We start from the raw sequence: 22,901 nt of genomic DNA, 5'->3' as shown, positions 1-22,901 counted from the left end.
TCGACCTGTTGCGGGCGCGACGGCTGAAGCAGGGTAAATGACAAGTCGAGAGGCGGACGTGCAGTCCGCCTCTCGCTGCGATCATTCGGGTTTGAGCGGCAGCCAGATTTCCAGCACACCGGTTTTGAGCTTCGGGTTGAAGTCCTCGCTGTAGCGTTCGAACTCCGGGGCGTCCGCCGCTGCGCGACCGGACTGTGGCAGCCAGGTTTTCCAGATGTATTGAAAGGTCTGGGGCAAGGTGTCCAGCGATCCCTTGTGCTCGAACACTGCGTAATGTTGCGGCTGAACCTCGACCCAGCGGTACTTGTCGGGCAAATCGTCGAGCTTGCTGATTTCCACGCCGGCGATGTATTCGAACCCGCCCATGCCGTCGGGATTGCAGCAAATACCGTAGGTCACTTCGCTTTTCTGCCCCGGAATCTTGCCGATCTCGGGAATGAATTTCTCCCAGAGTTCGGGAATCTTCTTCGACGTTTCCTGGGTAAATCGTCCGCCAAGCCCGGCAATGAGCAGGAAGTGCCCGCTTACAATGCGTGGCTCGGCCGGTTTGACGTGTGTTTGCTCATCCATGACTCAACTCCTGGAACAAAAAAGTGGGTTCGGCTGGGAGTATAGAAGCCCTGCCCGATTCTCCCAGTCACAGGCCTGGAACCTGCCCGGCGGCAGCCTTGCCGATGAACTCGTTGTAGCCCGATAGAATCACGTACACCGCGAAATAGCAGAAGATCGCTGCCGATGCCATGTAGGAGTAGCGCAGCAGCTTGTCCCCCAGCAACTTGCCACCGTGGCTTGCGGCGAAGCACAACGCCACGCACCAGAGCACCCCGGCGCAGAGAAAACCGCCGAGAAACAATGCCGAACTGAGGGCGCCACCGCCACCGGAACGCGCGATCAGGGTGCCGCCCACCGCCGCGAACCAGAGAATCGCGCTGGGGGAGGACATGGCGAGGAAGATGCCGCGAAAAAACTCACGCCGATGGGAGTTGTTTCCTACCTCCGCGCCTTGGGCCAGCACCGCTTCGTGGTGGATCGCCGAGTAGATCATCTTCGCCGCGAAGTACAGCAACAGCGCCGAACCGCCGATCCACAGGACCCAGCGCACGGTTTCGTATTGCAGCAAAACGGTCATCCCGGCCAGGGCCAGCACGGCGTAGATCAGGTCGCCGACACATGTGCCCAACCCCAGGGCAAAGCCTTGAAAATAGCCGCGTTGCATCGCCAGGGTGATCATCGCGATGTTGGCCACGCCGATATCCAGGCACAGCGAAAGGCTCAGCAAGAAGCCACTGCTAAATTCCATCAACCGATTTCCTTCGGACAAATTTGTTTACATAGTCGCTGGACAGTGTGCCACATCAGCCCTTACATTCCGCCACAGGCCACCGCAGTGGCCAGCGTCGCTCGGACGGTTCCGGGCGCTCACGTTATCCGAGGCACCAATGGCTAACCCAGGTTCGCCGCGCCGCTTTGCGCGCATAGATCGACTCCCCCCTTACGTATTCAACATCACTGCCGAGCTGAAGATGGCCGCCCGTCGTCGTGGCGAAGACATCATCGACTTCAGCATGGGCAACCCTGATGGCCCGACCCCGCCGCACATCGTCGAAAAACTGGTGACCGTCGCCCAGCGCGAAGACACCCACGGTTATTCGACATCCAAAGGCATTCCGCGCCTGCGCCGGGCGATTTCCAACTGGTACAAGGATCGCTACGCGGTCGATATCGACCCGGAAACCGAAGCCATTGTGACCATCGGTTCCAAGGAAGGCCTGGCGCACTTGATGCTGGCCACCCTCGACCAGGGCGACACCGTGCTGGTGCCGAACCCCAGCTACCCGATTCACATCTACGGTGCCGTGATTGCCGGCGCCCAGGTGCGTTCCGTGCCACTGATTCCGGGCGTGGATTTCTTCGCTGAACTGGAAAGCGCCATTCGCGGTTCGATCCCGAAACCGAAAATGATGATCCTCGGCTTCCCGTCGAACCCGACCGCGCAATGCGTGGAATTGGACTTCTTCGAGCGCGTCATCGCCCTCGCCAAGCAGTACGACGTTTTGGTGGTGCACGATCTGGCCTACGCCGACATCGTCTACGACGGCTGGAAAGCCCCGTCGATCATGCAAGTGCCCGGCGCCAAGGACATTGCGGTGGAGTTTTTCACCCTGTCCAAGAGCTACAACATGGCCGGCTGGCGCATTGGTTTCATGGTCGGCAACGCCGAACTGGTCAACGCCCTGGCGCGGATCAAGAGTTATCACGACTACGGCACCTTCACCCCGTTGCAAGTTGCCGCGATTGCGGCGCTGGAAGGCGATCAGCAGTGTGTGAAAGACATCGCCGAGCAGTATCGGCAGCGTCGTAACGTGCTGGTCAAAGGCCTGCATGAACTGGGCTGGATGGTCGAGAATCCGAAGGCGGCGATGTATGTCTGGGCGAAGATTCCCGAAGCGTATGCGCACCTGGGCTCGCTGGAGTTCGCCAAGAAAATGCTCGCCGAAGCGAAGGTTTGCGTCTCGCCGGGCGTAGGATTCGGGGAATACGGGGATGATCATGTGCGCTTCGCGCTGATCGAAAACCAGGATCGGATTCGTCAGGCCGTGCGTGGGATTCGCGGGATGTTCAGGGCGGATGGATTGGTCACCAAAACCAGCGCCTGACCCATTAAACACCCACAAAAAAACCGCATCGCTGCGGTTTTTTTGTACCTGATCGCTACCCGATCGTTCCCACGCTCCGCGTGGGAATGCATCCCGTGACGCTCCGCGTCACAGGGGACGCGGAGCGTCCATGGCGGCATTCCCACGCAGAGCGTGGGAACGATCGGTGTGAGGCGATTAGACGAACAGCGACAGCAGCAGGATAAAGCCCAACGCGACCACGGACAGGATGGTTTCCATCGCCGTCCAGGTCTTGAAGGTTTCGGCCACGGTCATGTTGAAGTACTGCTTCACCAGCCAGAAACCGGCGTCGTTGACGTGGGACAACACCAGCGAACCAGCACCGGTGGCCAGCACCAGCAGCTCACGGTTCACACCCGGAATCATCCCCACCACCGGCACCACGATGCCTGCGCCAGTAATGGTCGCCACGGTCGCCGAACCGGTGGCCACACGAATCACCGCCGCCACCAGCCAGGCCAGCAGGATCGGCGAGATCTGTGCGTTCACCGCCATGTGGCCGATCACGTCACCCACGCCGCTGGTCACCAGCATCTGCTTGAAGCCACCACCGGCACCGATGATCAGGATGATCGCGGCGGTCGGCGCAAGGCTCGAATCCAGCAGTTTCAGAATCTGTTTCGAACCGATGCCCTGGCGATGGCCAAAGGTGTACAGCGACAACAGCAATGCCAGCAGCAGCGCCGAAATCGGGTGACCGATCAGGTCCATCCAGCTGCGGAAGAAGTGCCCGTCCGGCAGCGCGACGTCGGCAAAGGTCTTGAGCAACATCAGGAACACCGGCAACAGCACAGTGATCAGGGTGATGGCGAAACTCGGCAACGTGGCGGATTGCGGCTCGCGGGCCAGTTGATCCACCAGTTCCTGGTTGGCATGGCCCGGGATGTATTTGGCGATGAACGTACCGAAGATCGGACCGGCAATGATGGCGGTCGGCAGCGCAACGATCAGGCCGTACAGAATGGTTTTACCGATGTCGGCACCGAACACGCCGATGGCCAGCAACGGGCCCGGGTGCGGTGGCACCAGGCCGTGTACCGCCGACAGACCGGCCAGCAGCGGGATACCGATCTTGATGATCGACACGCCGGTGCGCCGGGCGACGATGAACACCAACGGGATCAGCAGCACAAAGCCGATTTCAAAGAACAGCGGAATGCCGACCAGGAACGCCGCGAACATCATCGCCCATTGCACGCGCTCTTTGCCGAACGCGCGAATCAGGGTCTGGGCAATCTGATCCGCCCCGCCCGACTCGGCCATCATTTTGCCGAGCATGGTGCCCAGCGCGAGGATGATCCCGACAAAACCGAGCACACCACCAAAGCCGTCCTGGAACGCTTTGAGAATGGTGCCCACCGGCATGCCGGAGGTCAGGCCAAGGAAGCCGGCGGCGATGATCAGGGCAATGAACGGGTGCAATTTGAACTTGGTGATCAGGACAATAAGTCCGATCACGGTAACCACTGCATCGAGCAGCAGGAACGACTCGTGGGACATGCCAAACATTAGGGGTGTCTCCTGATTGTTGTTGTTATTAAAGCGGGTAATTCGCAAGGCATAAGGACAGCGCTATCTCTTCGAGGAAAACTCATACCGCGAGTTTCAAACCGTGTTCAAGCCACCAGACATGCGCCTGCCTGGCCAATTGCTCGACGCTATGGTTCGAAGCATCCAGCGCCAGGGTCAACGGCTCGCCAACAGGGGATTCAAGGGTGGCGAACTGGCTGTCGATCAAGGTCGATGGCATGAAGTGGCCGGGACGGTGGGACACACGTTCGGCGGCGACTTCCGGGGTCAGCTCAAGGAACACGAAGCCCAGGCCCGGCAAGGCACTGCGCAGCACTTCGCGATAACTGTGTTTGAGGGCCGAGCAGGTCAGCACCGGGCGTTCGCCCTTGGCATCGACGCGGCGCAGTTCGTCGCACAGGCTGTCGAGCCAGCCGGCACGGTCTTCGTCGTTCAGGGGGATACCCGCGCTCATCTTTTCGATATTGGCGGCAGGGTGGAAAGTGTCGCCTTCAATGGCAGTCGCGCCGCTGAGCTGGCACAAGGCCTCGCTGACGCAAGTCTTGCCACAACCGGCAACGCCCATGATGACCAGGGCGGTGATGGGATGATTCATGAAACACCTCAGCGCGCAGACAGCGCTACCTTTGCAAGTTATGACACTGGATCAAAAGTAGAAGTTGCCGACGCCTTCTTGTCATTTTTGTGGGTTGCAGCATGTTCGCTCCCAATGCCAAAAAGCGAGGTTCAGGCAAAACTCGCTCACGCATTTGCAGCTGCTTCGGGACAGCGCTACCTTAGTGCCTTGAATTTTGTTTGGCAAGCCGCCCCGATGACCACCCCTAAAAACGATAAAAATACACGCACCACTGGCCGCCCTACCCTCAACGAAGTCGCACGCCTGGCCGGCGTCAGTCCGATCACCGCTTCCCGGGCTTTGCGCGGGGTCAGCACCGTGGCCACCGAACTGGTGGAAAAAGTCCAGAAAGCCGCCGCCGAACTCAACTACGTCGTCAACCCCGCCGCCCGCGCCCTGGCCTCGGCCCAGAGCCATTCGGTGGTGGTGCTGGTGCCGTCGCTGTCCAATCTGCTGTTCATCGACACCCTGGAAGCCATCCATCAAGTGCTGCGGCCCAAGGGCTTTGAAGTGCTGATCGGCAACTTCCACTACTCCCGGGATGAAGAGGAAAACCTGCTGCGCAACTACATGGCCTATCAGCCGCGTGGTTTGCTGCTGACCGGTTTCGACCGCACCGAGAGTTCGCGGCGGATGATCGAGGCGAGCAACATTCCTTGCGTTTACATGATGGAACTGGACAGCGCCGCCGGGGTTAACTGCGTCGGCTTCTCCCAACTGGCCGCTGGCGAAACGGCTGCCGAACACCTGCTGTCCCGGGGTCGCAAGCGCCTGGCTTATATCGGCGCGCAACTCGATCAACGCACGTTGTTGCGCGGCGAAGGCTTCCGCAAGGCGCTGCAAAAGGCTGGTTTGTACGACCCGGATCTGGAAGTGCTGACGCCCCGTGCGTCTTCCGTCGGTTTGGGTGGCGAACTGTTCCTGCAACTGCTGGCCAGCCATCCCGATGTCGATGCGATCTTCTTCGGCAACGACGACCTGGCCCAAGGCGCGCTGCTGGAGGCCATGCGTTGCGGGATCAAGATCCCGCAGCAAGTGGCGATCCTCGGCTTCAACGACCTGCCGGCCTCGGCGCACATGGTCCCGCGCCTGAGCAGCATCAACACCCCCCGTGAAGCGATCGGACGGCGGGCTGCGGAGCAGATGTTGACGCTGATGGCGGGCAACACCGTGGCTAAACCGGTGCAAGACATGGGGTTTGAGCTGAAGGTGCGGGAAAGCACCTGACGTAGAGCGCGCCGAGCACACCTTTTGTAGCAGCTGTCGAGCACCGCGAGGCAGCGTTCGGCGGCGAAGCCGTCGTAAACCCTACACTTACGGTTTACCTGACACACCGCACCGCCTGATTTTGCGACGGCTACGCCGCCGAACGCTGCCTCGCGGTGCTCGACAGCTGCTACAACGGTTTAGTGGTCAGTCTTGTGGGTCGAGGTTATCCAGCGCTCGATTTTGATCGTTCCCACGCTCTGGTCTGCACCCCAAAAGTTGGATACAACTGATGGGGTGCAGACCACTCCGCGTGGGAATGCAGCCCGGGACGCTCCGCGTCCCATCCAAAGCCGAACGCGGAGCGTCCGTTGAGGCATTCCCACGCAGAGCGTGGGAACGATCTGCGACCGGTCAGTCTTGTGGGTCGAGGTTATCCAGCGCTCGATTCACCGCCATTTCCGCCGACAGGATGATCTGTGCGATACCCAGCGCGGTGTTGCGATGAGGGTTGTCCAGTAAAGTCGCGAAGTCATTGATCATGACATTGGCCGAAGCCAGGGATTCGCAGGCGTGGGCCAGCAGGGTTTCGTTGTTGAGGTCAGTCGAGATGCTGAACATGGGACTGATTTTGCGCGGAGGGTTGGGAGTCGGTTTGAACATGGTGATGCTCCTAGAGTAATGGAGCTGCCACGATTCGCTGCGAACGAAAAGGGGTGGCAGCCGTACGCGGGTCGCAGACCGGGACTCTAGAACCCAGTAGACCCGAAGGTCTCCCGCGCACAGCCGCCATAACGTGAACGGATCACGAACGGTGGACGCTATGCGTCTAGAGATACCCGGGCTGCGAAACCCGACCGCTGAATTGGCAGCGACACGGGAACAATAAATTCCGGGCACCCAACGCACAAGCCGGCGGATTCTGGCGTAGTTGTAGGCAATGGAGCAAGAAGCTGTAGCCTTTTGACACCTGCTGAAACCGCTTTCCTACAGCCATCTCCTACACCGCACTTGATGATCGTTCCCACGCTCCGCGTGGGAATGCATCCCGGGACGCTCCGCGTCCCATCCAAAGCCGAACGCGGAGCGTCCGTTGAGGCATTCCCACGCAGAGCGTGGGAACGATCAGGCTGCGGACATAAGGCTGACGAAGGCCAATGCGCCTTTCTGCAACGGCTGCACCACCGACAACGGGAAATTGCCCCGCACTCGCACGGTGAAGCGGCGCATCGCCCATGCCGTGGGTTTTCAACTAACCTTGATGGTGTTCCTCATTCCGTTGATCGCCTGGTGGATGAACATCAGCCTGGTAGAAGCGTTCTTGCTGGACTTGGCCCTGATCCTCTTCATCCCGTGCTACACCTTCGCCTTCAACTGGTTGTTTGATCGCACGTCTGGTTTGCCAGCGTCGGCGCTGCCGGATCCCGCTTAGTGGTAGATTCCCGAGGCGTCGATTCGCTAAAGGAGTAGCTCCATGGAACATGCACTGAAGATTCTCGGTAAGGCGTCGTCCATCAACGTCAGAAAAGTCCTGTGGACCTGTGAGGAACTGGGCGTTGCCTACGAGCGTGAGGATTGGGGCAGCGGTTTTGCCTCGACCCACAGCCCCGAGTTCACCCGGCTCAACCCCAACGCCCAGGTGCCGGTGATCATCGATGACGCCGGTGTGCTATGGGAGTCCAATACGATTTGCCGTTACCTGGCCGGCAAGCACCACAACCACGAATTGCTGCCCACTGAACCTGCGGCCCGCGCACGGGTGGAACAGTGGATGGATTGGCAGGCCACCGAGCTCAATCGGTCCTGGAGCTACGCGTTCACTGCGCTGGTGCGTAAAGACCCCGAGTTTCAGGACCCACACCAGATTGCCGTCGGCATCAATGACTGGAACCACAAGATGAGCATCCTTGAGCATCAGCTTGCGGCGACCAAAGCCTATGTCGCCGGGCCACGGTTCAGCCTCGCGGATATCGTGATCGGTCTGTCGGTCAATCGCTGGTTGATGACGCCGATGGAGCGACCGGACTTTCCTGCCGTTGATGAATATTTCCAACGGCTGGCACAGCGTCCTGGTTTCCTGAAACATGGCTGCAATGGGTTGCCGTAGCCTTAAAGAGATGAAGCTGGCAATGAGTAACTGTGGCGGGCCTGATTAAGCGGATCCCCCCCTTCCCAAAAAAGAGAGATACATGAACGGACTCAACGTACTGCTCACCGGTGCCTGCGGCAGAATCGGCAAAACTTTTTTCGAAGCCTCGAAGGACCGTTACACCTTCCTGTTGACCGACCGCGTCGAACCCGACTTCCCCGTCGAGACGCCCCACCGTTTCGTGCGTCTGGACATGGCTGATCCCAAGGCCATCGCAGAAGTGCTGAACGGCATCGACGTTATCGTCCACCTGGCCGGCATCCCTCACGCCACCGCGACCTTCGATGAGTTGTTGCCCAATAACATTCTGGCCACCACTTACCTGTTCGAAGCAGCGGTGGCGGCCGGTTGCAAACGGCTGGTGTTCGCCAGCAGCGCGCAGACCATCGAAGGCTATCCGGTGGACCGGCAGATCACCCCGGGCATGCAGGTCATGCCGGCCAATCTGTATGGCGTCAGCAAATGTTATGGCGAGGCGTTGTGCGCGTTTTACGCCGCCAAACGCGGGCTCTCGACCATCGCCATTCGCATCGGTGCCTTCGAATTCCCGGACCGCCACGAACTGACCAACGCCCGGGACTTGAGCGCCTGGCTCAGCCCTCGGGATGCGGTGCAACTGCTGCAACGCGCCGTGGAAGTCGAAGGCGTTCAACACCTGATCGCCCACGGTATTTCCAATAACCGCTTCAAGCGTCTGGACCTCAGCGAAACCACGCGGGTGTTGGGTTATCTGCCGGTGGATGATGCGTTTCGGGAGTTTGATATACCGATCGCGCCATAAACCCTTAAAACCTGAGCCGTTAAGGCAAGAACTCAGCGAATCTCGTCACAACACCGCAAAGATTCGCAACCATTTATTTCCGATAGCAGGCTAAGCTTCCTCTTCAACAAGAATTGGATCAGCCCATGCCTGCTCACTCCCCCGCCGCTGTTCAAACGGACGGTATCGACCCCGTCCGCGCCGCCCAGATTTCCGCTCGCATTGACCGACTGCCCGCCGTTGCCACGATCTGGAAACTGGTGGCGCTGCTGTCGATTGGGGGGTTCTTCGAACTCTACGATTTGTTCCAGACCGCCTACATCAGCCCCGGCCTGATTCGCGACGGCATCTTCGCCACCGGCAGTCAGGGGGTGTTCGGTTTCTCCGATCAGGCTGCATTTGCTTCGGCAACTTTTCTCGGATTGTTCCTCGGCGCGAGTCTGCTGAGTCCCTTGGCCGACCGTTTTGGCCGCCGGGCGATTTTCACCTTTGCGCTGATCTGGTACACGGTCGCCACCGTGGCCATGGGTGTGCAGAGTTCGGCGCTGGGCATTATCTGCATGCGTTTTCTGGTGGGGATTGGCCTGGGCATCGAGCTGGTGACCATCGACGCCTACCTCTCGGAACTGGTGCCCAAACGCATGCGCAGTTCGGCGTTTGCCTTTGCGTTTTTCGTGCAATTCCTATCGGTGCCGGCGGTGGCGTTGATGTCCTGGTGGCTGGTGCCGCAGGACCCGTTCGGGGTGTCGGGCTGGCGTTGGGTGGTGTTGGCCAGCGCGGTGTTTGCGCTGTTTATCTGGTGGCTGCGCTCGCGCTTGCCGGAGTCGCCGCGCTGGCTGGCGCAACATGGCCGTTTTGATGAGGCGAGCCGGATTCTCGACAGCATTGAAGCACGTTGCGTGAAAGATCAGGGCAAGGCGCTGGACGAACCGGAACTGGCCGCCGTGGACATTCAGGGTCAGGGCCGATTCGCCGATATCTGGCAGCCACCCTATCGCCGCCGGGCGTTGATGCTGATCGTGTTCCATGTGTTCCAGGCCATCGGCTTCTTCGGTTTCGGCAACTGGTTGCCGGCGTTATTGTCCGGCCAGGGCGTGAGCGTGACCCACAGTTTGATGTACGCCTTCATCATCACCCTCGCCTATCCGCTGGGGCCGTTGCTGTTTGTGAAGTTCGCCAACCGCTTCGAGAACAAGTGGCAGATTGTCGGCTCGGCCCTCGGCGCCATGACCTTCGGCACGCTGTTCGCCCTGCAAACCAGCGCAGTCGGTTTGATCGTCTGCGGGGTGATGATCACCTTCTGCAACGCCTGGCTGAGCTTCGCCTACCACTCCTACCAGAGCGAATTGTTCCCCACCAACATCCGCGCCCGGGCCGTGGGTTTCTGTTATTCGTTCAGTCGTTTGTCGACGGTGTTCAGCAGTTTGCTGATCGGGATCTTCCTCGAACACTTCGGCACGCCGGGGGTGTTGGCGTTTATTGTCAGCAGCATGTTGATCGTGATGATCACCATCGGTTACTTCGGGCCAAGAACCCGCAACCTTGCGCTGGAAAACATTGCCCACCGCTGAAGCGGTTGCCGTCTGCCGCCCAGCGGCAATATCTGACCGCTGCCACTGTTGAATCGCCCCGTAAATAGGGGCTTTCAGCAGCGGCACGCTAATTGCTCCTACAGACTCAACAGCAATTACCTACAGGTTTATCCATCATGTTGGTCAGTGCCCATCAAGCTTCCATCGTTCAAAAGACCCAGCGCACGGACATGGACCCGACCACGGCCGCCGCGAGCGCGCTGTACAGTGGTTTGATCCAGAACGCGCAAAACACCGTGGCGCAAATCAAGCAGGACAGCACCAACGCGCAGTCCTCCGGCCTGAACGCCGCCACCCAGCAAGTCAACTCGGCCAGCACCATCAGCGACAACGTTGACGAAGCGTTCGCGAAAACCCGCGTGGGCCTGCAAGCCTCCGTGCCGGACGATAACAAGGCCAAGTCCACCGACAGCGCCGCGATGACCGACTTCAAGGACTACATGAGCAAAACGCCGGAGCAGCGGCTGCGCGATAGTATTCTGAAAGAGATGGGTATTACCGAAGACCAGTTGCAAGCCATGCCACCGGCGCAACAATTGGCCATCGGCAAAGAGATCGCCGAGCGTCTCCAGGACAAGATGAAACTGGCCCAGGCTGACAAGGAAAATGGCAGCACTGAAAAGCCTGATGGGCCGCAAGTGGTGGATAAGTTCCTGGCTTCGCTCTAAGCCCAACGCATAACACCTGTGGGAGCGGGCTTGCTCGCGAAGGCGTCGTGTCAGTCAACCGAGATGTTGAATGTATTGGCCTCTTCGCGAGCAAGCCCGCTCCCACATTGGGTTGTGGTGATGCGGGTATCAATTCAGTTGCAGGGTTGAGTTGAACTGGCTGATCGCATCCACCACATGCCGCGATCCCTGCTGAATCTCCAGAATCACCTCCCCCGCCTCGTTCGCCAGTTCCACGCCTAACCCGGTGCGGCTCAAACTCGACTGCATGCTCGACACCGCACTCAGCGACAGGTCATGGTTCCTGCGCACCACATCAACGATTTCCAGCGTCGCCTGGCTGGTGCGTGCCGCGAGGCTGCGCACTTCATCCGCCACCACGGCAAAACCACGCCCATGCTCCCCGGCCCGAGCCGCTTCGATGGCGGCGTTGAGTGCCAGCAGGTTGGTCTGGTCGGCGATACCGCGAATGGTCTGGACGATGGTGCCGATGATGTCCGACTGTTTGCTCACTGCGTCGATACTCAGCGCCGCTTCGTTGAGGTCGCGGGAAATGTCCTGGATGATCTGCACCGTTTGCTGAACCACCTGGGAGCCTTTCTGCGCACAGGCGTCGTTTTGTACCGAGGTGCTGTGGGCCGATTCCGCGGCGGTCTGCAGGGTGGTGACTTGCTGGGTGATGTCGCTGGCGAACTTCACCACTTTGTACAACCGGCCCTTGCTGTCGAACAACGGGTTGTAGGACGCTTCCAGAAACACCGTATGACCGTACTTATCTTTGCGCTCAAAACGGTGCGAGTGATATTCGCCGCGATTGAGTGAGGCCCAGAACGCCTTGTACTGCGGCGACTCAGCTTCAGCGCGATGACAGAACAGGCTGTGATGCTGGCCGATCACTTCGTTGAGCGAGTAATGCATGGTTTTCAAAAAGTTCTCGTTGGCGGTAATCACCCGGCCGTCCGGGGTGAATTCGATCACCGCCATGGAACGCCCGATGGCCGCGAGCATGCTTTCCTCTTCGTGCTCTTTGTGGACCCGAGCGGAGATGTCCGAGGCGATTTTCATCACACTTTTCACCTGGCGATCCGGCCCGAACACCGGCATGTAGCTGGCTTCCAGCCACACCTCGCGACCGGCCTTGTTCAAGCGCAGGAAAGTGCCGCTGATCGGTTCGCCACGGGCCAGGTCACGCCACAACTTGGCGTATTCCTCGCTGCGATAGAACGCTTCTTCACAGAAGATCCGGTGATGTTTGCCGCGCACTTCTTCGGCGCTGTAGCCCATGGCGGCGCAGAAGTTGTCATTGGCGTCGAGCACGATGCCGTCAGGGCTGAACTCGATCATCGCCATCGAACGACCGACCGCCGCCAACTTGGCGTTGGCCTCGCTCAACGCACCGTTGAAGCGCTCGATCTCAAGCAGGTCTGCCTTGTGATGTAGGTTAAACATGGTTCTATCACCTTTAGCGCGGTCTTTTTGATTGATGCAGGAGCAAGACTTGCCCGCGATGGACGATGACGCGGTGTGTCAGGTTCGGCGCTATCGCGAGCACGCTTTGCTCCTACAGGGGAAATGCCGGGAGAAAGTTCTCGGTCATTCCAGATCCACCACTACGTTCCACGGAACAGGCACACGCATCCCGCCAAGGGCAGGATTTGTCAGGTGATAAATGATGTTCAATCGGAGTGTCCATGCAGCGACGCTCTTATCAAGACATCCTTCTCTTGATAGCCCGGTCGGGCCAACCCTAACGTTTTGTTAAGTAACTCCATTTACCGGACGGCTCCTTGTTGTTCAGTGTCGGTGCCTTGGGTTGCGCACTCTGCGGCGTGTTTCACGGGGGCTCACCACTCGGTCACGAACCATTCATTTTCGTGACTGAAATAGAGAGTCATGAGTGAGCATAGCCAGTGAAATGACGGGCGCAATGCCATTAGTCGGCCAGAAATCAGCACAAAATCGGTTCAGCGTCACCTGCCGATCATTGATCCGCGAGCATGCCCAGCAGTGCTTGTACGGCGACCGAAGGTGCCTCTCGGGTTCCCGTGACCAAGGCAAACTCGCGAATGATTTGCGGTGTAATCGGAACCACCCGTAACCCCTGGCGATTGGCCGGCAGTGTCATTTCTGGCACCAGGGTTACGCCGATGTTTTCCCGCACCAGGGTAAAGGCACTGCTCCACTCCCGGACCTCGACCCGGATATCGCTCAGTTGCAAACCGGCGTCGGCGGCCAGGCTGCGGGCATTGGTCGAACAGCCTCCCGTGGCGAGCACAAAAGGTTGCGTCACCAATTGCGCCAGGCTCAGGCCTTCATCGTGTGCACCCCGCGCCAAAGGATGGCCGCCGGGCAGCACCGCCACCCAGGCATCGCGTCCCAAAACTGCAGCATTACGTTCCGGCGCCGGGTTCAATACCACGCCGACGTCCACCAACCCGGCGTCGAGCAGGGTTTCCACTTCATCGTCGCTGACCTCCAGGGCCACCACCTGAATGCCGGGGTAGAGCCGATTGAACCGGCGCAACAGTGGCGGCAGGAACGTAGCCAGCACCATGGGAAAACTGGCCAGGCGAATGCTGCCGCGCTGGACGTTTTTTGCGGTATCGACGGTGCTGCGAATGTTCTCCAACGCGCCAAGCATGGTCCGCGCCTGCTCGATCACCGGCAGGCCGATGGCGGTGGGCAGGGTCTGGCGGTTTTCCCGGCTGAACAGTTGCACGCCCAGGGTTTCTTCGATCAGCGCCAGCGCCTGGCTGGCACCGGACTGGGTCATGCCGACCCGCTCAGCCGCCCGGGTGATGTTGCCGGTATCGGCCACCGCCACCACCATGCGCCAGTGCATCAGATTCATCATGGCAGTAGCTGTCCTTATGGCAGTTTTCTGGAAGATTAATTTTACGAAGCCCGGCGCGCACTATGACACTGGCGCAAATCTCCAACCAGAGCCCTGCCCATGAAGTTGTACTACGCCCCTCAAGCCTGTTCGATGGCGCCGCACATTGTGTTGCGCGAACTCGATCTGCCGTTCGAATTGATCCGTGTCGATAACCGCACCAAGCAAACCGCCGCCGGCGAAGACTTCCTCGCCATCAACCCCAAGGGCTACGTCGCGGCGCTGCAACTGGACAACGGTCAGGTATTGACCGAAGGCCCGGCGATCCTGCAATACCTGGCAGACCTGCGGCCTGAAGCGAACCTGGCGCCGGCAAACGGCAGTTTCGAGCGGGTACGGTTGCAGGAATGGCTGAACTTCGTCTCCACCGAGATTCATGGCGGGCTTGGATGGCTGTTCAATGCGCAATTTCCCGACGAGATAAAGGGGTTGATCAAGGCGAAGTTGTTCAAGCGGTTTGCGGTGTTGGTGCGCACGCTTGAGCGCCAGGATTATTTGATGCCGGAGGGGTTCAGTGTGGTGGATGCGTATTTGTTTACGGTGCTGCGCTGGGCGGTGGGGTTTGGGATTGAGTTGGAGGAGTGGCCGGCGTTGGCGCGGTTTCAGGCGCGGGTTGGTCAGCGCCCGACAGTGAAAGCGGCGTTGGCGGCGGAGTTGGTGTAGGGCGTTAGGCCGCCTTCGCGGGCAAGCCTCGCTCCTACAGAACGCGCGATCCTGTAGGAGCGAGGCTTGCTCGCGAAAGCTATCTAATTAACACCACAAAAACATCAGAAAAGACCTACAAACTCCCGCTCACCTTGGTCGCGACGTCCCCCGGCACCCAGCCCTTCCACACCTGCGGCTGGTCCCGCAAAAACGCCTCTGCGACCTGGCGCGGTGGCTGGCGTTTTTCGCTCATCTGCGCCAACGTCTGGTTCAGCAGATCAATCGGCAAATCGACTTTTTCGAAGAACGCCACCAGGTCCGGGTACTGGGTCTTGAACGGCGCCGACACGCCAATCGCCAGGCTTGCCGGCATCGAACGGGTGCCTTTGGGGTGCGGGTTGTTGGCGTCGGCCAGGGTCTTCCAGGCTTCGGCATCGAACGCCGGTTCTTCGAGTTTCACCAGTTTGAAGCGGCCCAACAACGGCGTCGGCGACCAGTAGTAGAACAGCACCGGTTTGCCACGGCGGATCGACGACGCGACCTCGGCATCCAGCGCCGCGCCGGAGCCGGTGCGGAAGTTCACGTAGTCGGCGGTCAGGTCATAGGCCTTGAGTTTCTGGCTGTTGACGATTTCCGAAGTCCAACCGGTGGGGCTGTTGAGGAAGCGGCCACGGCTGGGGTCTTCCGGGTCGCGGAACACGTCTTTGTAGCGCGGCAAATCGGCCACGGATTTCAGCTCCGGGGCCAACGGCTTGATGCCGCGTTCCGGGTCGCCCTTGATCACGTATTCCGGCACCCACCAGCCTTCGGTGGCGCCTTTGACCGTGTCGCCCAGACCAAACACTTTGCCCTCGTTCGAGGCCTTGACCCACGCCGGACTGCGCCCGGCCCACTCTTCGCCGATCACCTGGATATCGTTCTTGGCCAGCGCCGCTTCGAGGCTGACCGTGCTGCCCGGCAAGGTGTCGGTCGGGTAGCCGTAACCTTTCTCGACGATCAGGCGCAGGACTTCGGTGATGAAACTGCCGCTTTCCCAAGCGATGTCGCCGAAGTGAATCGGCGCGGTTTTTTCACTGGCGGGCGCCTGGGTGGCGACCAGGCTCAGGGCCAGCAGCGAACTGCCGAGCAGGGTTTTGATCGATCTCATGCGGACCTCTGGGTCGTTCTATTTAGGGGTTCATTGGCGCTGTGTTGCGCACACAAGGCTTGGGAGCGGGTCATGTAGACGCTGACCGAACGCTGGGAAATGCCCAGCTCGGCGGCGATTTGCGGGTAAGTCAGGCCATCGATGCGCGACAACAGGAACGTCGCCCGGACCTTACCCGGCAAGCGGTCGAGGCTGCGGTCGAGGCGGTGCAGGGCCTGGGTCAGTTGCAGCAGCACTTCCGGCGATTGCACTTGATCGGCATCGGCGTGTTGCAGTTGCTCCAGATGCTCGCGCTCCAGATCGCGACGGCGCCAGAGCTGATAGATCAAGCGTTGGGCGATAGTGGTCAGCAAGGCGCGGGGCTCGCGGATCGGCGTCAGCCCTGGGGATTCGAGCAATTGGGTGAAGGTTTCGGCGGCGATGTCTTCGACGCTGGCGCTGGCGCCCAACTGCCGGCGCAACCGGATGCACAGCCAGGCGTAATGCGCGCGGAACAAGGCGTCGACGTGGTTGCGATGGGAAAGGTCGGCGCCGGACATAGGGGCTCCTGGGGTTAGGGGTCGCTGAATGTCCGGTGATCCGGTGGCGCGATTCTAGCGGGGAGCCTTATTCTTTAATAATACTTAAAAGGCATTTTTATATTCTATTTAGACATTTAGATGAGTTGCGTCAGTTCGATTGCTTTCGCGGGCAAGCCTCGCTCCTACGGGATCGGTGATCGATTCTGTAGGAGCGAGGCTTGCCCGCGAAAGCGTTCTGACTGGCAACGAAAATCCCTGTCTATTAACGCAACCGCCCATACCCCAACGCCTCGGCTTCCTGCTGATAATCAAGCACCACCTGATAGTCGCTTTCCGTCGCGGGCAATACCTCTTGCAGACCGAGCACCTCAGCGACTTCGGGCAATTCTTTCAGGGTCTCGTTCATCACCCGCCGAAGCGCTTCGACCTGCTCATCCGTAGCACTCGCCACCGTGATGTAAGGCAAAGTCGGGCTAAACGCACTGCGGGCAACCACGCGCAAACCGGCCACTTCTTCCTCGGCATGCCGCGCCAGGTAGGCGAAGGTCACGCTGTCGATGGCGGCCAGGTCGGCCAGGTCTTCGCGCAACCAGCGCAGGCTTTCGCGGTGGCCGCCACTGATGCCGACATTGGCAAAGAACTGACCGTCGCGGTGCAGCGGCGCGAGGCGATGACGCAACAGGTTCATGCCGCTGTTGGAGCCTTCGTCATTGATCACCCCGCGACTACCGAGAAAGGCCGGCAAGCTGCGGCGAGGATCGTCGGCGCGACACAGCAACAGGCTGCAATGATTGCCGCCGTTGCTGTCCGGCAATTCATAACGCGGGCGCCCGACGACCCGGACTTGATCACGCAGCAGGGTCATCAGCGGGTAGCCGCAGGTTTGGGTCAGCAGCAGGTCCGGGGAAAGCCAAAGCTGTGGCAACGACAGGCCGACGGCGCTTTGGCGGGTGCTGCCGAGCCGTTCAAGAATTCGTGTCAGCCAGCGTTCGTTGGCCAGACGGATCGGCTCGGGGGCGATGTACATCAGTAGTTCGGCGAGGTGTGCGGTCATCTCAAAAACTCCCCTACAACAAAGAACCCCTGTGGGAGCGGGCTTGCTCGCGAAGGCGGTGTGTCAAATGACATCTAGGGTGCCTGAAACACTGCATTCGCGAGCAAGCCCGCTCCCACAAGGGGATCTGCGCTAATCAATGAAATGGGTGTTGTGGGCTGTCGATTGCCCTCAACCCATGCTGACGCCAAAGCGTCCCATATCCCTGCACCAAAAACCCGCCACTGCGCGCCAGCCATTGCTCGCGCCGGGCCTGATAGGCCTTGGGCAGGTCATACCACGGCAAACCCGGCAAGTCGTGATGCACCAGGTGCAGGTTGTTGTTCAAAAACAGCCAGCTCCACGGCCAAGAGGCTTCATTGAGCACGGTGCGTTGCTCGGGCTGGGCGTTGGGGCGGTGTTCATAGTAGGAGCGAATCATGGCAATCGACAGCGCCGGTACGCTGATCAGCAGCAGGTAATGCCACACCGGCAACACGCTGAAATGGGCGATGAACGCCAGCATCAACACGGTGAACGCGCCGTGGGTCAGCCACATCAGCCAGGCCTGGCGCTCGCCCGCCTTCAGGCGTCGAAGTTCTTTGCGGGCCAGGGCTTGCAACGCCATGGGCGCGCCAATCATCACGCGCCCGAGCACGGTTTTATTCAGCCAGTGCAAGGCTTGCTGGAACACGGAGCTGCGCTGCCAGTGCTCGGCGGTGAGGTAACGGCTTTCCGGGTCGCGACCGGGGATGGTCAGGTCTTCGTCGTGGTGATGCAGCAAATGACTGTCGCGGTACAGGGTGTAGGGAAACCACACCGCGAAGGGCGCGTAGCCGAGGAATTTGTTCAGGGCCAGCCAGCGGGTGGGATGGCCGTGGAGCAATTCGTGTTGCACCGACAGCCAGAGCACCACCAACGGAATCAGCAACGCCGTGCTCCACCACAAACCCAGGCGATGACTGTTCAGGACAATACTCAACCAACCTGCGTACACGCCGATCAGCAACAGCCAGGTCGGCCACTCGGTCCGAGCGGTCAGGCGATGGCGCAGGTTGTCGATTTCTGCTCGATGGGCGGCGTCGAAGTAATGGGGCATGGCGTTGCTCAGAACGGGACGTATCCCTCTCTGTGCAATGGCGGGGGGAAATCTTGCAGATTATTTTTTGGTTTAACGATCGTTCCCACGCTCTGCGTGGGAATGCAGCCCGTGACGCTCCGCGTCACTGGACGCGGAGCGTCCCTAGAGGCATTCCCACGCAGAGCGTGGGAACGATCAGCAGGGTGACTTGGCTTTTAGTGCCCGAACACATCCACCTTCTTGGCCTTCTTGTCCGCGCGCTTTTCATCGGCGGTTTTGGCCGGTTTTTTCTTCGCTGCTTTCTTTGAATCCATGCCTTTGGCCATGATACGTACTCCACTCATACGGGATGTGAAGTCAGGTATACACCTATCGCGGCGCTCGCGTTCTTTTATAATCGCCCACCCTGCCAAACGACAGCCAACGCCCATGCCAGACACTCAATACACCCTGCTCGACGAGCCGCTCTGGCCGTTGATGAACAAGTTTTACCGCGCCCACCAATCGCCGATGAAAGCCGTGCGCGAGGCCCGACTGTGGGTGGCCCGGCGCGGGGAGATTGTCGCGGCCTTGTGTTTGCGACCGGTAGCGGGCGGCCATTGGTTGACGGGGTTGTTCGTCGATCCGGCGTGTCGTGAACAAGGCATCGCCGCCGCGTTGATCGCCGAAGCGGTCAAGGGCCTCGACAGCCCGGTCTGGTTGTACTGCCATCCGGATTTGCGCGGTTTTTACGAGCGCCGGGGTTTTACGTTTGATCCACAAATGCCCTACGCCATGGTCGAGCGCCTGACCCGCTACGCCCGCAGCAAACCGATGATCGCCATGGGCTTAGAACCGTTGGTGAGGTCGTCCAGCAATAATGTGTGATCGGCCATCGAGGGCTGCGTGCTAGCCTCGGGGTCGACTTCGACTTCGCCAGGATGCTCCATGAAACCTGCCCTACTCGCTTTGACCCTGACCGCCCTGCTCGCCCCGGTTCTGGCCCACGCCGCCGACACCAAACCCGTCTCCGCCGAGCAATACGCCGAGGTGCTCAAGGGCACCTGGCGCGCGCCGCAGAACGTGGTGCGCGACGTCTACCGGCATCCGCAGCAGACGTTGCAATTCTTCGGTCTGCGGCCGAACCAGACTGTCATCGAAATCACCCCCGGCAGCGGTTGGTACAGCGAACTGCTGGCGCCGCTGCTCAAGGATCACGGTCAGTACATCGCCGCCGTGCAGGCGCCAACCGTCAGTGACTACGCACGCAAAAATGAAGAAACCCTCAAGGCCAAATTCGCCGCCTCCCCGGCCCAATACGCCAAGGCCCAAGTCGCCGAGTTCGATCCCAAGGCCCCGGTACTGGGAAAACCCGGTTCCGCCGACACGGTGTTGACCTTTCGCAACGTGCACAATTGGGTGCTGGCGGACACAGCACCGGTGATGTTCGAGTCGTTCTTCAAGGTGCTGAAACCGGGCGGTGTGCTCGGTGTGGTGGATCACCGGGCCAAGGATGGCGCGTCGCTGGACGACATCAAGCACAGCGGCTACCTGACCACCGCCTACGTGGTGAAACTGGCGACCGACGCGGGGTTCAAGCTTGAGGAGAAAAGCGAGATCAATGCCAATCCGAAGGACACCAAGGACTACCCGGAAGGCGTCTGGACCTTGCCGCCGGCGTTGACGTTGGGGGAGAAGGACAAGGCCAAGTATGTGGCGATTGGCGAGTCGGACCGGATGACGTTGCGGTTTGTTAAACCATTGAAGTAAACACACCTCCACTGTGGGAGCGGGCTTGCTCGCGAATGCGGTGTGTCAGTCAACATCATTGTTAAATGACACACCGCATTCGCGAGCANNTTAAATGACACACCGCATTCGCGAGCAAGCCCGCTCCCACATTGGGTTCTGTGGTGGGTTTGGGTTAGTCGTCCACGTTCGGATCAAGGTCCGGAAACATCACTTCGGTAAACCCGAACTTGGTGAAGTCGGTAATCCGCGACGGGTACAACCGGCCAATCAAATGGTCGCATTCATGCTGCACCACCCGCGCATGAAACCCCGAGGCGATTCGTGTGATCGGCTGCCCCTTGGGATCAAAACCTTCATAACGAATGTGCTGATAGCGATCCACCGCACCCCGCAAACCCGGCACCGACAGGCAACCTTCGAAGCCCTCTTCCAGGGTCGGACTCAGCGGCGTGATCAGCGGGTTGATCAGGATCGTCTGCGGCACGGCTTCAGCGTCAGGGTAACGTTCGCTGTGCTCGAAACCGAAGATCACCAGTTGCAGGTCCACGCCAATCTGCGGCGCGGCCAGGCCGACGCCGCCGACGCTTTCCATGGTCTGGAACATGTCGTCGATCAGTTGCCACAGCTCGGGGCTGTCGAACATTTCAGCAGGGACTGGCGGCGCGATGCGCAGCAGGCGCTCATCGCCCATTTTCAGGATTTCACGGATCATGTTCAGGCTTCGTCAGTGTTCGGCTTGAGCGAGTGGTCCCGTCCCAGTCCCGAAATGTGGTGTTTGGTTGCTTGGTCGTGCTCGCCGGGGACCTTTTCGCCAGGGTCCTTGCCTTCGGTCGACATGTGTTCGATCACCGCATTCATCTCCGCGCCGAGCAACAGCACCGCCGCGGAAATGTAGAAGTACAGCAACAGCACGATGATCGCGCCGATACTGCCATACATGGCGTTGTAGTTGGCGAAGGTCTTGACGTAAAACGCGAAACCCAACGACGCGCAGATCCACACCACCACCGCCAATACCGAGCCGGGGGTGATGAAACGAAACTCCTGGCGCACGTCAGGCATGACGTAATAGATCAACGCCACCGCGACCATCATCAGGATCACGATCACAGGCCAGCGGGCGATGGTCCACACCGTGACGATGAAGTCTTCGAGCCCGACCTGCGCGGCAATCCAGCCCATCACCTGCGGCCCGAGCACCATCAGCGCGGCAGCGGCCAGCAGCATGCCGGCGATGCCAATGGTGTAGAAAATCGACAACGGAAAGCGCTTCCACACCGGGCGGCCTTCGACCACGTCGTAGGCGGCGTTCATCGCGCTCATCATCAGCCGCACACCCGAGGAGGCGGTGTACAGGGCGATGACGATACCGATCGAAAGCAAACCACCCTTGGATTGCTGGAGCTGGTCGATCACCGGGTTCACTTGTTCCAGGGCCTGGGGCGGCAACACCAGTTCCGATTGCAGGCGCAGCCAGGAGAAGAAGTCCGGCAGGTGCAGGAAACCGATCAGGGCAATCAGGAACAGAATGAAGGGGAACAGCGAGAACAGCATTTGATAGGCCAGCGCCGAGGCGTAGGTCGACATTTCATCGTCAATGAATTCTTTGACCGTGCGCACCATCACTTGGTGGATGGGCAGGCCTTTCATGTCCGGGAAAATCATAAGCGTCTCCTTTCGCCGCAAAAGGGTTGAAGTCGTGGCGACTCAGGGGCCGTTTTCTACATCAAAGTAGCCTACTTGGCGACTTTGAAACAATTTCGTTATTTAACCGGTGGGGCTGACACAAAAACGGCCATCCGCGGATGGCCGTTTCTTTACTGTCTTCAAAGGCCGAATCACGCCTTGTCGACACCTTTCTTGATGGCGTCCTTGGCTTTGCCCACGGCTTGCTGGGTTTCGCCTTTCTTCTCCTGGATTTTGCCTTCTACTTGCAACTTGGTGTTGTCAGTGGCCTTGCCGACGCCTTGCTTGACGTTGCCGACCGCTTCGTTTGCCATGCCTTTAACTTTATCGCCAGTGCTGCTCATGGTGTTTCTCCTGTGAACATTTCATCGGGAAAGTCGTCACAGAAAGATTGACCGGCGGCGTTTGGGCGGAGTTTCATTTATTTTCACGGCGTCATTTCATCGCCGATCAAAGGTTGGGCTTTATGTTTGCCCTGCAACCCCCGAGAATGCGCAACGTATTCAGGCCTTGGCGCTGAAGATCCAATCCCGTAGGAATGTTATGAAACTCGATAAAAAGCAGGCCATTGCCCGCAGAAACCAGGAACTCGGCGGTGCTGTGCTTGGCGTCAACAACTGCCATTTCACCGAACTGAACCGCAACCGCAACATCTGGTGGTTCGACATCCCGGTGGCACGTTTGGCCGTTGGTCAGTACGAGTGGGTTCACCTGCTGATGCACACCCCGGACACCGACGAACTGCTGCACCTGAAAGTGCCGACGGTGTTCCTGCGTGAAAAACTCGAAGGCCTGGTGGTGCGCAACGAGGGTAAGCGCAAAGCCGCCCTGAGCCTGGAACTGAGCGCCGACAAGGACTCGTACCTGCAGGACATGCGCCCGGCGGGCACCAACGTCAACTTCGCGCCGTTTCGCCTGTAAAAACACAAAGATCGCAGCCTTCGGCAGCTCCTACATTGATCGTC

Annotated in this window: 23 protein-coding genes and 3 pseudogenes; 11 read left to right on the top strand and 15 right to left on the bottom strand. The window is 59.6% G+C overall.

Annotated elements, in window-relative coordinates; all coding sequences use genetic code 11:
• Positions 1-81: 81 nt before the first annotated feature.
• Together BK665_RS16380 and BK665_RS16375 are read right to left on the bottom strand one after the other, a co-directional pair.
• A complete protein-coding gene (locus tag BK665_RS16380) occupies positions 82-570 on the bottom strand; it encodes a GyrI-like domain-containing protein (protein WP_123407220.1) in 489 nt (162 codons plus the stop codon).
• 67 nt (positions 571-637) lie between these two features.
• Positions 638-1,300: a LysE family translocator gene (locus tag BK665_RS16375; protein ID WP_123407218.1), complete on the bottom strand. Its 663-nt coding sequence runs from the start codon at positions 1,298-1,300 to the stop codon at positions 638-640.
• 139 nt (positions 1,301-1,439) lie between these two features.
• Between BK665_RS16375 and alaC the strand changes: the two genes are divergently transcribed.
• Positions 1,440-2,657 carry an alanine transaminase gene (alaC, locus tag BK665_RS16370; protein ID WP_054044859.1) on the top strand — a complete coding sequence of 406 codons (1,218 nt, stop codon included), beginning with the start codon at positions 1,440-1,442 and terminating at the stop codon, positions 2,655-2,657.
• Positions 2,658-2,834: 177 nt separating this feature from the next.
• Here alaC and BK665_RS16365 read toward each other — a convergent pair whose 3' ends face one another.
• Entirely contained in the window at positions 2,835-4,187 is a 1,353-nt protein-coding gene (locus BK665_RS16365) for a GntP family permease (RefSeq protein ID WP_123407216.1), read from the bottom strand.
• 82 nt (positions 4,188-4,269) lie between these two features.
• Entirely contained in the window at positions 4,270-4,803 is a 534-nt protein-coding gene (locus BK665_RS16360) for a gluconokinase (RefSeq protein WP_123407214.1), read from the bottom strand.
• Between the two features lie 216 nt (positions 4,804-5,019).
• Between BK665_RS16360 and gntR the strand changes: the two genes are divergently transcribed.
• On the top strand, positions 5,020-6,051 hold the full coding sequence (gene gntR, locus BK665_RS16355; protein ID WP_123407212.1) for an HTH-type transcriptional regulator GntR: 1,032 nt from the start codon (positions 5,020-5,022) through the stop codon (positions 6,049-6,051).
• Positions 6,052-6,444: 393 nt separating this feature from the next.
• On the opposite strand, the gene BK665_RS16350 is transcribed toward gntR, so the two are convergent.
• Positions 6,445-6,693 carry a DUF6124 family protein gene (locus BK665_RS16350; RefSeq protein WP_123407210.1) on the bottom strand — a complete coding sequence of 83 codons (249 nt, stop codon included), beginning with the start codon at positions 6,691-6,693 and terminating at the stop codon, positions 6,445-6,447.
• A 541-nt stretch (positions 6,694-7,234) separates the two neighbouring features.
• Here BK665_RS16350 and BK665_RS16345 point away from each other — a divergent pair.
• The 5 genes and pseudogenes from BK665_RS16345 to BK665_RS16325 all read left to right on the top strand — a co-directional run.
• Positions 7,235-7,462 (top strand): annotated as a pseudogene (locus BK665_RS16345) (PACE efflux transporter); the annotation flags it as partial.
• 42 nt (positions 7,463-7,504) lie between these two features.
• Positions 7,505-8,137, top strand: a complete 633-nt coding sequence (locus tag BK665_RS16340) for a glutathione S-transferase family protein (protein WP_123407208.1) — start codon at positions 7,505-7,507, stop codon at positions 8,135-8,137.
• A gap of 82 nt (positions 8,138-8,219) precedes the next feature.
• Complete coding sequence (locus BK665_RS16335; RefSeq protein WP_123407207.1) at positions 8,220-8,960, top strand: NAD-dependent epimerase/dehydratase family protein; 741 nt, start codon at positions 8,220-8,222, stop codon at positions 8,958-8,960.
• A 125-nt stretch (positions 8,961-9,085) separates the two neighbouring features.
• Entirely contained in the window at positions 9,086-10,510 is a 1,425-nt protein-coding gene (locus BK665_RS16330) for an MFS transporter (RefSeq protein ID WP_123407205.1), read from the top strand.
• 137 nt (positions 10,511-10,647) lie between these two features.
• On the top strand, positions 10,648-11,199 hold the full coding sequence (locus tag BK665_RS16325) for a hypothetical protein (protein WP_123407203.1): 552 nt from the start codon (positions 10,648-10,650) through the stop codon (positions 11,197-11,199).
• Positions 11,200-11,328: 129 nt separating this feature from the next.
• Here BK665_RS16325 and BK665_RS35365 read toward each other — a convergent pair.
• The 3 genes and pseudogenes from BK665_RS35365 to BK665_RS16315 form a co-directional block, all read right to left on the bottom strand.
• Positions 11,329-11,760 (bottom strand): annotated as a pseudogene (locus BK665_RS35365) (methyl-accepting chemotaxis protein); the annotation flags it as partial.
• Positions 11,761-11,871: 111 nt separating this feature from the next.
• Positions 11,872-12,543: pseudogene (locus BK665_RS35360) on the bottom strand (PAS domain-containing protein); the annotation flags it as partial.
• Between the two features lie 637 nt (positions 12,544-13,180).
• On the bottom strand, positions 13,181-14,053 hold the full coding sequence (locus BK665_RS16315) for a LysR family transcriptional regulator (RefSeq protein ID WP_123407199.1): 873 nt from the start codon (positions 14,051-14,053) through the stop codon (positions 13,181-13,183).
• A 99-nt stretch (positions 14,054-14,152) separates the two neighbouring features.
• Here BK665_RS16315 and gstA point away from each other — a divergent pair, with 99 nt between their 5' ends.
• Positions 14,153-14,755: a glutathione transferase GstA gene (gene gstA, locus BK665_RS16310; RefSeq protein ID WP_123407197.1), complete on the top strand. Its 603-nt coding sequence runs from the start codon at positions 14,153-14,155 to the stop codon at positions 14,753-14,755.
• Positions 14,756-14,870: 115 nt separating this feature from the next.
• On the opposite strand, the gene BK665_RS16305 is transcribed toward gstA, so the two are convergent.
• The 4 genes from BK665_RS16305 to BK665_RS16290 all read right to left on the bottom strand — a co-directional run bounded on the left by BK665_RS16305 (position 14,871) and on the right by BK665_RS16290 (position 18,537).
• The gene (locus BK665_RS16305) at positions 14,871-15,884 is read right to left on the bottom strand and encodes an ABC transporter substrate-binding protein (RefSeq protein ID WP_123407195.1); all 1,014 of its coding nucleotides are present in this window, start codon (positions 15,882-15,884) and stop codon (positions 14,871-14,873) included.
• Complete coding sequence (locus tag BK665_RS16300) at positions 15,881-16,423, bottom strand: sigma-70 family RNA polymerase sigma factor (protein WP_123407193.1); 543 nt, start codon at positions 16,421-16,423, stop codon at positions 15,881-15,883. Before BK665_RS16300 ends, BK665_RS16305 begins: the two co-directional genes overlap by 4 nt.
• A 244-nt stretch (positions 16,424-16,667) precedes the next feature.
• Positions 16,668-17,459, bottom strand: coding sequence for a phosphate/phosphite/phosphonate ABC transporter substrate-binding protein (locus BK665_RS16295; RefSeq protein ID WP_123407191.1), 792 nt, complete (start codon positions 17,457-17,459; stop codon positions 16,668-16,670).
• A gap of 136 nt (positions 17,460-17,595) precedes the next feature.
• Positions 17,596-18,537, bottom strand: a complete 942-nt coding sequence (locus tag BK665_RS16290) for a fatty acid desaturase (RefSeq protein WP_123407189.1) — start codon at positions 18,535-18,537, stop codon at positions 17,596-17,598.
• A 411-nt stretch (positions 18,538-18,948) separates the two neighbouring features.
• On the opposite strand from BK665_RS16290, the gene BK665_RS16285 reads away from it, so the two are divergent.
• Positions 18,949-19,386, top strand: a complete 438-nt coding sequence (locus BK665_RS16285) for a GNAT family N-acetyltransferase (protein ID WP_123407187.1) — start codon at positions 18,949-18,951, stop codon at positions 19,384-19,386.
• Between the two features lie 60 nt (positions 19,387-19,446).
• On the top strand, positions 19,447-20,268 hold the full coding sequence (locus tag BK665_RS16280; RefSeq protein ID WP_123407185.1) for a class I SAM-dependent methyltransferase: 822 nt from the start codon (positions 19,447-19,449) through the stop codon (positions 20,266-20,268).
• Between the two features lie 154 nt (positions 20,269-20,422).
• On the opposite strand, the gene def is transcribed toward BK665_RS16280, so the two are convergent.
• From def to BK665_RS16265, 3 genes are all read right to left on the bottom strand, one after another.
• Positions 20,423-20,962: a peptide deformylase gene (def, locus tag BK665_RS16275; RefSeq protein WP_123407184.1), complete on the bottom strand. Its 540-nt coding sequence runs from the start codon at positions 20,960-20,962 to the stop codon at positions 20,423-20,425.
• A gap of 2 nt (positions 20,963-20,964) precedes the next feature.
• On the bottom strand, positions 20,965-21,915 hold the full coding sequence (locus BK665_RS16270; protein WP_123407182.1) for a YihY/virulence factor BrkB family protein: 951 nt from the start codon (positions 21,913-21,915) through the stop codon (positions 20,965-20,967).
• Between the two features lie 173 nt (positions 21,916-22,088).
• Positions 22,089-22,280 (bottom strand): CsbD family protein, encoded by a 192-nt coding sequence (locus tag BK665_RS16265; protein ID WP_123407180.1) that lies wholly within the window; start codon positions 22,278-22,280, stop codon positions 22,089-22,091.
• 199 nt (positions 22,281-22,479) lie between these two features.
• Between BK665_RS16265 and BK665_RS16260 the strand changes: the two genes are divergently transcribed.
• Positions 22,480-22,857: a hypothetical protein gene (locus tag BK665_RS16260; RefSeq protein ID WP_046032015.1), complete on the top strand. Its 378-nt coding sequence runs from the start codon at positions 22,480-22,482 to the stop codon at positions 22,855-22,857.
• Positions 22,858-22,901 lie beyond the last annotated feature (44 nt).

It is taken from the genome of Pseudomonas frederiksbergensis, assembly GCF_003732665.1.
GTDB classification, from domain to species: domain Bacteria; phylum Pseudomonadota; class Gammaproteobacteria; order Pseudomonadales; family Pseudomonadaceae; genus Aquipseudomonas; species Aquipseudomonas frederiksbergensis_G.
Note: the sequence above shows the minus strand (reverse complement) of the source record. Positions and strands in the feature narration are given on the sequence as shown.